Genomic DNA, 8,900 nt, shown 5'->3' with positions numbered 1-8,900 from the left:
GGGCCAAATTCTGTTGCAACTGTCCGTTCAGTTTCCGGAGCGAGTTCAACCATATCTCCGCTGAGCCTAACGGCTATTGGAGTTTACACAAAATCATTGACAGACCCTGGTTGGATAACAAACCTTTCCTCTCCCAAAGGTGGTATCTTCTCCATATGGATGGAACTGATCTTCGCGGGTGTCCTTACTTCTGTCTGCAGGTCATGAAGAAAGGACTGGATACACGCTGGATCTCCTTCTATTTCAATGACAACTCCCCCCTGTTCATTACGGGAACATCCTGTCAAACCGTGTTTTACTGCTGTTCGGTAGACAAACGGGCGAAAGCCAACGCCTTGGACGATTCCTTGTACAGACAATCTTACCCTTTCCATCCTACTTCTCCTCGTGTGGTCATCAGCCAATCACTAAATTCTTCCACACCCTTTCCTTTCAAAGCGGAAACGGGGAACAATCGAATGTCCTTATTTAGGTGGAACAACTCTTTATGAAAAATATCCAAATCAAATGAAACGTATGGCAAAAGGTCGATCTTATTCAGGACAACAGCATGCGCTTGTTGAAATACTGCCGGATACTTCTGTACTTTATCCGATCCTTCTGCGGTACTTAGCACAACCACGCGAATCTCTTCTCCCAAATCAAAATCAGTGGGACAAACCAGATTCCCAACATTCTCAATGATCAACAAATCCAATTCGGAAAGGGAAAAGTGGCGGGAAGCACTTGCAATCATTTTCGCGTCCAGATGGCATGCGCCATGCGTATTGATTTGAACCGTTTGGATCCCGCAGCGAGCCATTCGTTCCGAGTCGATTGTGGTTGCCACGTCCCCTTCAATCACTCCGACCAGTACGTTCCTCTTCATATAAGGAATCATACTCTCCAATAAAGTAGTTTTTCCGGCTCCGGGTGACCCGATGACATTGACCACGAGTAATGCGTGTTCCTGAAATCGTGTGCGATTTTCTTGTGCCCATCGCTGGTTTCCTTGCAGGACCTGTTGTTGAAGATAAATGCGCTGGCTCACGTCCTTACTCTCCTTCCACATAGTCTACATACAGCTCCCGCCCACTGGTGCTGCCAATTTCCAATGCCGCCTTTCTCGCACATGAATTTTCCTTTATGAAGGAAAACGCAAACTGAAGAGCTTCAGGAATAACCATCAGTTGCTCGCCGACAACCACCTTTATTCGAGTAACAGTAGTCATTCCCGCTTTCTGTGCAGCATGTTGAACAATGGCTAGTATTTCAGCTGCCAATCCTACTTCATGCACGTTATCACCCGGTTTCGTAGTACTTTCTCTAACCATATGATCTTTTCCATGTCCATTATTCCTAGGGGGAGGAAAAACATGCAGAAACAAACAGCCTCCAGACTCATCCTCCCTCCTAGTTACGGCTTATGGAAACGGATGCGGATGCGGATTAAGCTGTTCAAATGTAAGCGGTTGCTTCGCATACCCCAGTTCCGCCGGTACCCGGAGCACCCTCTCCAGCCCGGTCAAGCGGGTAAAGTGATGCCCGAATGTCATTGGCAGCATGCCCGGAATCAGCACTTTCACGCAATACAGTCCGTTTCGCAGGATTTCCGGTGTCGTCTGGTCTACCACAATTACATCGAGGCTGAATCGGCGAAACGCCTGGAGCAACTCCTTCAGATCGTCGGTCAAGTCGGCATGCCTGGCTTTTTGCTTGAATTCCTCGTCAAACGTTCGCAACGGACGATTTTCATCCAGCAAAAACTGCAGGCGTCCTTCCGCTTCCGGCAAACTGTACAGCATGGAATGGTCCTCCATCTTCTGCACCAGGGACGGATCGTGGAGCATTTGCACGTATTTCTCCCGATTCGCCTCAAATTTCTCGTCAATCGTCAGCAGCAGGCAGGCAATCTCGTGTAACGAGCTTTTCACCGCCCGAACCGGATCCGGATGAGCTCCGGCCGCACAGATGAGATTCACTCCCTTTTGCTTCCTGTTTTTCGCCAGCGTCCAAACGCTTGGAATCCCGTACTCCATCGTCGAGTTAAACAAATACACATCATATCCCGTCACCGCGCGCAGACGTTCGATCATCAACCGCAATTCTTGATCGTTGGCGGAATAAGGGTCAAGGCGCGGAATAGGCAGCTGCGCGTACCAAGTCATTAGGAACGAATCGCGCTCCACCACTTCCAAAATGCCGTAGAAGATCGCCTCCTCCAAACTTCCTCCTAACGCGCATCCGTTGGACGTTTCATAGACAAAGCTGTGCCCACAGCCCGAGCTGTAATAGGCGAGCAGCTCCGGAACCAGAATCGGACGCTCTTGCAAAAACGAATAGCCCCATACCCAATCCATAGTGAGGTCAGGATCAAACGGTTTGAACGGAAAATCAGGCCGCGCATACTGTTCCTTCGCGTGTAATCCAACCTTGACGGGGTTGAGCGCTTGATCCGCCAGATTGCGGAAACTGTCGCGGATCACCTTCCGTTTTCCGCGGGGTTCCACACCGCAATATCGCTCCAATCCCTCCAAAATGGCTGTCAATTCGCTGTCCGCATAGGAATGAGTCCGACCTGCTGTTGACTCGTCCTCCGTAAACAGCGGCAGATTCACACTCGCATCGGCAAACGATGCCACGAGGTCAACCATTTTCCCATTCATTACTCCAGTCCGGTAATCCAGATAGTCTTTGACCAGAACCTTCTTCAGTTCCCCCATCGGACGGCAGCGGTAACTGTCGGCGCTGACCTTCGGACTAGGCTGCAGCGAAATGTGCGCCGCTGTCGCTGAATCGTCGGGCAATCGCCCACACACCTGACACAACGGGTTGGGCAGAATGAAGTGACGCGAGCACTTCAGCGTATTTAGATTGATGAAAAACACATGTTCTTCCGAGTGGGCCTGGCTGCCTTGCAGCACCCTCTGTGCCTCCGCCACGAGCAGCTGAGCCACCTGCAAAAGTCCCGTGCGCGATGCCCATGCGTCACGCGGTTTTCCCCCTTGCGAAGCCAACCTCTGCTGCAGCTCCCACATCTCCTTGCGGTCGCGTCCCGCAATGAGCTGCCGCAGGTCCGCACATTGGGAGCACCCTGGCGCGCCCGGGCGAACCAGCGGCCCGACCACGCCCTCGCCAAACGAAACGAAGCCGCGCAGCCAAGGGATGCCGACCGGTTGCAATACCTCTTCCGCCTCGTGATGAATGGAGGGATGCCAGGCATCGTGCAGTACCAGAGCCAAATCCGCCGCTTTTGGTACTCCTGCCTTGAAATCGGTCTGACGAACGACCTCGTATTGGGCGGACAGTCCTTCGCACACGAAGTCCGCCAACACCCCTTCTCCGACAACCGCCACGACAGCGCTCACTCGGATTCCTCCTCTCGCAGCAACACGCCAAACACTCCTGCCAGTTCCTCACTCAAGATTGGTTCCAACGCCAGATCGAGGACAAAGAGCCGCTTGCCATTCCGTTTCAAGACCTGCAGGGCGGACTGCAAGACCTCCGATCGTACCGCCTCTTCACATGCGGGGATCACAAGGCGTTGCGGGACCTTTTCGTCCAGCAGCACGGACGAAACCTCCAACGCATAAGTCGCGAGGCACGCCGCTTGGTTTTGTGCCTTCAGCAGCGCCTGTTGCAATGCCTTCCGCAACGCTATTGTCACATTCAAGCCTGCACTGCCATACCATCGGCCGTTCGTACCGACCCAAACCACAGGGAAACCGGACACTTCCGCTCCCAAGCCGATCATCGGGGTTCCTTGCATCGTGGTCAATGCCTGCAAATAAAACCGACAGCGTTCATCTTCTACCGCACTCAACTGCAGCGGGATGACATTCGGCTTCTCAACCATCTGTTGCTGTTTGCCCAGCTCCTCGGCCAAACACTGTTGCAGCCCGCGGCAAACGCCTTCCGCAACCGTTTCCCCCGCTCCGACGCCAACAAATTCTTGCGGGTTTACCTGCCCTTCCTTTTGATGTGAGGAAAGCGTCGCAACGAGAGGAGCGACTATTCGCGACACATACGCTTCAATCCCGGCCAGCCCAGCCTCCCGCCGCGCCTCCTCATGCGTCAGACCATTACAGACAATGTCCGGCAAAAGCTCAGCCGGTCCCTCCGACAGCGGGTCGGCTGCCTGAACGCGGCACTGAGCCAACGGAAGCTGCTTCAAGTCCCCCTCCTCCCACACATGGAAAATCCCTGATTCCGCCGATGTCAACAGGCTGAAGAAAGGAAACAAGTCGCTCGACTCACGTTTGACCGCACTTTGTTCGAGCCGTTGATCGAGATCTACCACCCATTCGGCCGACGCATCTCCGGTCACGAGCGGATGGGGCATGAACGAATGCCAGTTTCCTTCCAACGTCGCCAGATCAAGCAGGAAGAATGTATGATTCAGGCCCGATTCGGTCACGCCCGTAACGGTTTTAAACAACGCAAACACAATCACATTCGCCAACATTACGCTCGCTGCGGAAGAGAAGGTGTGCAACTGCGGGTCTTTGCTAAGCGCGGTTTGGTGAATACGGCGCCACGCCGACTCCCAACATCCCTCAGAGTCCGGATGCACCAGCGGACCAGCCAGACCCACCTGCTTGATACACATGGCGGGGAGAAACACCTTACCCTCCTCCCTGCAGACCGCATGAAGAACCCGGAGTTCCTCCACATCGCCCTCCTGTGACACATACAAAATCGATTCAAACGGCTGCACAGCCTCCCGCCAGAAACTCACCCCCTTTTCCTGCAGAATGACCTCCTCCACCGCCACCTCAGGGTCCGTTTTTCGGGCATGTACCACCAGTTCCGCCAACCGCTGCCGATTGGTCGGCACCGAGTCCGTGACCAGCACGTGGAACTTGGACAATCCGGATTCCAACAACGCCGCAACCAACGACACAAAAAAGGGGCCCGAGCCGACCGCCAACACCTTGGCCTGACGATAGGTCTGAAAACGGTAGGCGCCGGAATCCACTACATTTTCCAAAAATTCAATTTGAGAAGCATACTTTTTGAGAACCTCATCCGGCAATTGATGCGGACGGTCTTGACTCACATCCCGAACAAAGCCGTTTTGGTACAGCATTTCGGCGATTTCATACACCCGGTCCCGATGTCGGTCCGGCAATCCGTCTGTCAAATCCTCCAACGTGTGCTCCCCGTTGAACATCGGTATCAGATTTTCAATCCACCGATCGATCGCCACGCCTTCCATACGGAACGAGCCTACGTTGTTCCGAAAATACACGCTGCCGTTTGGATCAGGCAGAAAAAACGTGTCTCCCTTCACTTTCAGACGCATAGAAGGGTTCAAATTTGTCATTACGCTCCTCCTTACCGCGTTCTCAAATCTGCGCGATCCACTTTCACTGTATACACGGTATACCTAATTCTTACGTATGGCGATTTGTCCCTCATGCCTAATCTTGTAAAGAAAACCCCCCTGCCAGCCCAACTTCTGGACTATGCAGGGGGACCTCTTCTCTTTAAGCAGCCACGGTTTCCATTAGGGAATGAGAAACAACGGGCACAACCATATTATCGGCAGAATCTTCGGCAAAATTCACGACAGCGCTCACGACAAAATTCACGACACCGTTCCCGGCAAAATTCACGACATCGTTCACGACAAAATTCACGGCATCGCTCACGGCAGAATTCACGACAGCGCTCACGGCAAAATTCACGGCATCGTTGAGCCGGAACAACGTCGCTCTGACTGTCCCAAGGCGTCACATCGTCTGAACTGAAATCGACAACTCTCAACTTTAGTAGTTCTTTTTTGAAATCATCCATGTGTACCACCTCCGTTCGATACATCAATTGGGTACTTCGACACCGCAACAAGGAATGGGTAAGGAGGTTAGAACGAAGATCATTCGGAAAACAACTCCCCGACGAGTGAAACCGTCAAGTGCGATTAGTACTATCAATTTATGGACATGATTTGCTATTAGTTACGGTTCAACTACCTATTTATTGAGTTTTGGTATAAATGTCTTTCTAGCAAGATGCCTATGTCATTTTGGATAATAGCTGCTTAACCCACCCGCTCAGAGAACACAACAAAAAAACCGCCGAGCAGGCGGTCTCATCCGATGGACTTCCTTGTTCGCGGGCTACAACCAGCCGCGCGCTTTCATGGCGTCAACAATGCGTTTCTTCCTTTTGCCCTCCCCAAAATCAACGGTTTCCCAGTGACGACGCCGGGGGAACACTGATATCTTCTATTCATGCCCCGTGTCTTCATTACGGAATTAAAACAACCTTGCCTGTTGTCTGACGCCCTTCCAGCAGTTCATGAGCTCTTTTCGCTTCCGTTAACGGCACTCTTTCTCCAATGATCACTTGCAATTTCCTCTCCTCCACGTAGTCAAGCAGCTGCTTCACACTCTCCCTGTACAAGACCGGATGCTGAAGAATGCGCGGCAGCCAGAATCCCACTACGCTCGTATTCCGATGCATAAGTACAGAAGGATCAAACTGGGTTGTTTCTGCGCCCGCTCTACCGTAATAGACAAGTCGCCCGAACGTTGCCAGGCATGTTACACTTTTCGCAAAATGTTCTCCCCCTACCATTTCCAACACGATATCGACACCTCTGCCTCTTGTCAGCTCCATCACCTGATCGTTCCAATTCGACTCCGAATAATTAACCCCGGCATCGGCTCCCAGTGAACGAGCCAGTTCCAATTTGTCCGAACGGCTTGCCGCAGCGATCACGTGCCCCGCTCCCATCAGTTTCGCCAACTGAACAGCCAGCGTCCCGACTCCTCCTGCTGCCGCGTGAACCAATACGGAATCCCTTTGAACCAACTGCCCTGACGTCTTCAAGACATGGTAGGCGGTCAGCCCCTGAAGCAATAAGGCAGCTGCCTGGTCAAAATCCACTCCATCCGGTATGGGATGAATCTGATGTTCAGGAAGAGCCACATACTCTGCATAGCATCCGTTTTCGGTCAAGGCGACGACGCGGTCCCCCACCTTGTATTGGGTTACCTCAGGTGAAACCTCTGCAATGACACCGGCAACTTCCGAACCGGGGATGTAAGGGAGCGGGGTTTTCGCCAAATATTGATTGCGGCGGCGCATCGTGTCCGCAAAGTTTACTCCTGCCGCTTTGACTTGTACCAACACTGTCCCTGGTTTTCCTGTCGGAACGGGAACATCGACTGTTTGCAATACCTCAGGACTTCCATACTCACGAAATTGAATGGCTTTCATCCGTTTTCATCCCCCTGTATGAAGATACGTGATTCCTACTCTGTTAGGATCCACGGCTGCCTCCCTTTCTCGGTGATTTCGTTATTCCCCGCGGAATTCCGGGTTCCGTTTTTCAAGAAAGGCCTCAATTCCTTCCTTTACATCTTGGGTCCCGAAACAGAATGTTATGGAGGAATACTCTTGTTTCAACAATGTGACAAGATCGGTTTCCAGGCTTTGCACGAGGAGTCGTTTCGAAAGCGTCTGCGCAATCGGAGGACCACTGGCCAATTGTCTGGCAAATTCCATGACGCGCTCATGAAATTCTTCATCAGGGAATACGTCGTTAACCATCCCGATTCGTTGGGCTTCATCAGGATATACGTCGCGGCCGGTGAAGATCATCTCTGCAGCCCTTGTGAGCCCGACCAACCGGGGCAAAAAGTAGCTCATCCCCGCGTCAGGATTTAACCCTCGTCTGATGTACCCGGCAGTCACTCTCGCACGATCGGACATAAAGCGCAAATCGCATGCAAGTGCCAGGGCAAATCCCGCCCCCGCTGCCACTCCGTTTATCGCGGCAATCACGGGTTTATCGCAGTGAACGATCCCCAGTGCTTGTCGGCCTACCCACCCAAGGTCGTCCAACCGTCCGTGACGGGAGATGCCGGACGCACTCCTCTTATCCAGATCGGCCAAATCAAGCCCTGTGCAAAACGCGCGTCCCTTACCTGTTATCACGACGACGCGAACGTCATCGTCAGCCGATGCCTCTGTCAAGGCCCTTTCGATCTCCGAACGAAGAGGATCATTGAGTGCATTCAGGCGCTCGGGACGATTCAGGGTTAACGTTCGCACGCCATTTTGTGTATCGATTACAAGTTCTTCCATATCGACTCCTCCAGTGAAGTGTTGGGATTCCTTATATCGCAGTAACCCCTCCGTCAACAGCAAGTACCTGCCCTGTGACGTAAGCGGAAGCATCGGATGCAAAGTACAAGGCGGCTCCCTTCAGGTCGTGTTCCCCTCCATAACGCCGCATGGGAGTGCGTTCAAGGAGTTGATCCCCAAACTTCTGAAGGAGGCCGGAAGTCATTTTACTCGGGAAGAAACCAGGTGCTATCGCATTGACTGTCACACCCTGCCGCGCCCATTTTATGGCTAAATCACGTGTAAATGAAATCACTGCCCCTTTGCTCGCGTTATAACCGATTGCATTCATATAGCGAGGATCGCTGCCAACCAAACCGGCGACGGAAGCAATGTTCACAATTCGACCGTATTGCCGTGCCACCATTTCACGACCAACTGCTTGCGACATTAAAAACAATCCCGTTACGTTTACTTGTAAAATTTGATTGAATTTTTCGAGCGGGTATTCCTCGACAGGGGCACCCCACGAGATCCCGGCGTTATTGACCAAGATGTCAATCTTGCCAAATGCGTTTTTGGTTTCCTCCACTACGCGTTGTACATCTTCCGGATTCGTGACGTCACACGCAAGCGACAGGCTTTGCCTGCCTACTCCTTTGATCTTTTCAGCCACCTCGTCACAGGCTTCTTTTTTCCGCGAGCAGACGACGACAGCAGCGCCGGCTTCTGCCAGCCCCATCGCAACTTGTTCACCGAGACCGCGTCCGCCTCCCGTTACGATCGCGACTTTTCCGTCAAGATGAAAAAGATCGTGAACATGCATGAAACCATCCCCCTAGTCG

At 52.5% G+C, this 8,900-nt stretch carries 9 protein-coding genes; 1 reads left to right on the top strand and 8 read right to left on the bottom strand.

Going from position 1 to position 8,900, the window contains the following annotated elements; translation table 11 throughout:
• Window positions 1-83: 83 nt before the first annotated feature.
• From FOI68_RS24305 to FOI68_RS20950, 5 genes are all read right to left on the bottom strand, one after another.
• On the bottom strand, window positions 84-374 hold the full coding sequence (locus FOI68_RS24305; RefSeq protein WP_143864198.1) for an acylphosphatase: 291 nt from the start codon (window positions 372-374) through the stop codon (window positions 84-86).
• Window positions 362-1,030 (bottom strand): hydrogenase nickel incorporation protein HypB, encoded by a 669-nt coding sequence (gene hypB / locus FOI68_RS20965; RefSeq protein ID WP_143864197.1) that lies wholly within the window; start codon window positions 1,028-1,030, stop codon window positions 362-364. Before hypB ends, FOI68_RS24305 begins: the two co-directional genes overlap by 13 nt.
• A 4-nt stretch (window positions 1,031-1,034) precedes the next feature.
• A complete protein-coding gene (locus FOI68_RS20960; protein ID WP_082059622.1) occupies window positions 1,035-1,313 on the bottom strand; it encodes a hydrogenase maturation nickel metallochaperone HypA/HybF in 279 nt (92 codons plus the stop codon).
• A gap of 90 nt (window positions 1,314-1,403) precedes the next feature.
• Complete coding sequence (locus FOI68_RS20955) at window positions 1,404-3,347, bottom strand: TOMM precursor leader peptide-binding protein (protein ID WP_044899156.1); 1,944 nt, start codon at window positions 3,345-3,347, stop codon at window positions 1,404-1,406.
• Window positions 3,344-5,305: a putative thiazole-containing bacteriocin maturation protein gene (locus tag FOI68_RS20950; RefSeq protein WP_143864196.1), complete on the bottom strand. Its 1,962-nt coding sequence runs from the start codon at window positions 5,303-5,305 to the stop codon at window positions 3,344-3,346. The genes FOI68_RS20955 and FOI68_RS20950 overlap by 4 nt, the downstream gene beginning before the upstream one ends.
• A gap of 190 nt (window positions 5,306-5,495) precedes the next feature.
• On the opposite strand from FOI68_RS20950, the gene FOI68_RS20945 reads away from it, so the two are divergent.
• Window positions 5,496-5,732, top strand: a complete 237-nt coding sequence (locus FOI68_RS20945; RefSeq protein ID WP_143864195.1) for a hypothetical protein — start codon at window positions 5,496-5,498, stop codon at window positions 5,730-5,732.
• A gap of 499 nt (window positions 5,733-6,231) precedes the next feature.
• Here FOI68_RS20945 and FOI68_RS20940 read toward each other — a convergent pair whose 3' ends face one another.
• The 3 genes from FOI68_RS20940 to FOI68_RS20930 form a co-directional block, all read right to left on the bottom strand.
• Window positions 6,232-7,206, bottom strand: a complete 975-nt coding sequence (locus FOI68_RS20940; RefSeq protein ID WP_143864194.1) for a quinone oxidoreductase family protein — start codon at window positions 7,204-7,206, stop codon at window positions 6,232-6,234.
• Between the two features lie 81 nt (window positions 7,207-7,287).
• Window positions 7,288-8,076 carry an enoyl-CoA hydratase/isomerase family protein gene (locus FOI68_RS20935; RefSeq protein ID WP_255433754.1) on the bottom strand — a complete coding sequence of 263 codons (789 nt, stop codon included), beginning with the start codon at window positions 8,074-8,076 and terminating at the stop codon, window positions 7,288-7,290.
• A gap of 31 nt (window positions 8,077-8,107) precedes the next feature.
• Complete coding sequence (locus FOI68_RS20930; protein ID WP_044899161.1) at window positions 8,108-8,881, bottom strand: SDR family oxidoreductase; 774 nt, start codon at window positions 8,879-8,881, stop codon at window positions 8,108-8,110.
• Between the last annotated feature and the right edge of the window lie 19 nt (window positions 8,882-8,900).

It is taken from the genome of Brevibacillus sp. LEMMJ03 (genome assembly GCF_007197875.1).
GTDB lineage: Bacteria > Bacillota > Bacilli > Brevibacillales > Brevibacillaceae > Brevibacillus > Brevibacillus thermoruber.
The sequence above is the reverse complement of the archived record's forward strand: the minus strand, read 5'-3'. Positions and strand labels throughout refer to the sequence as shown.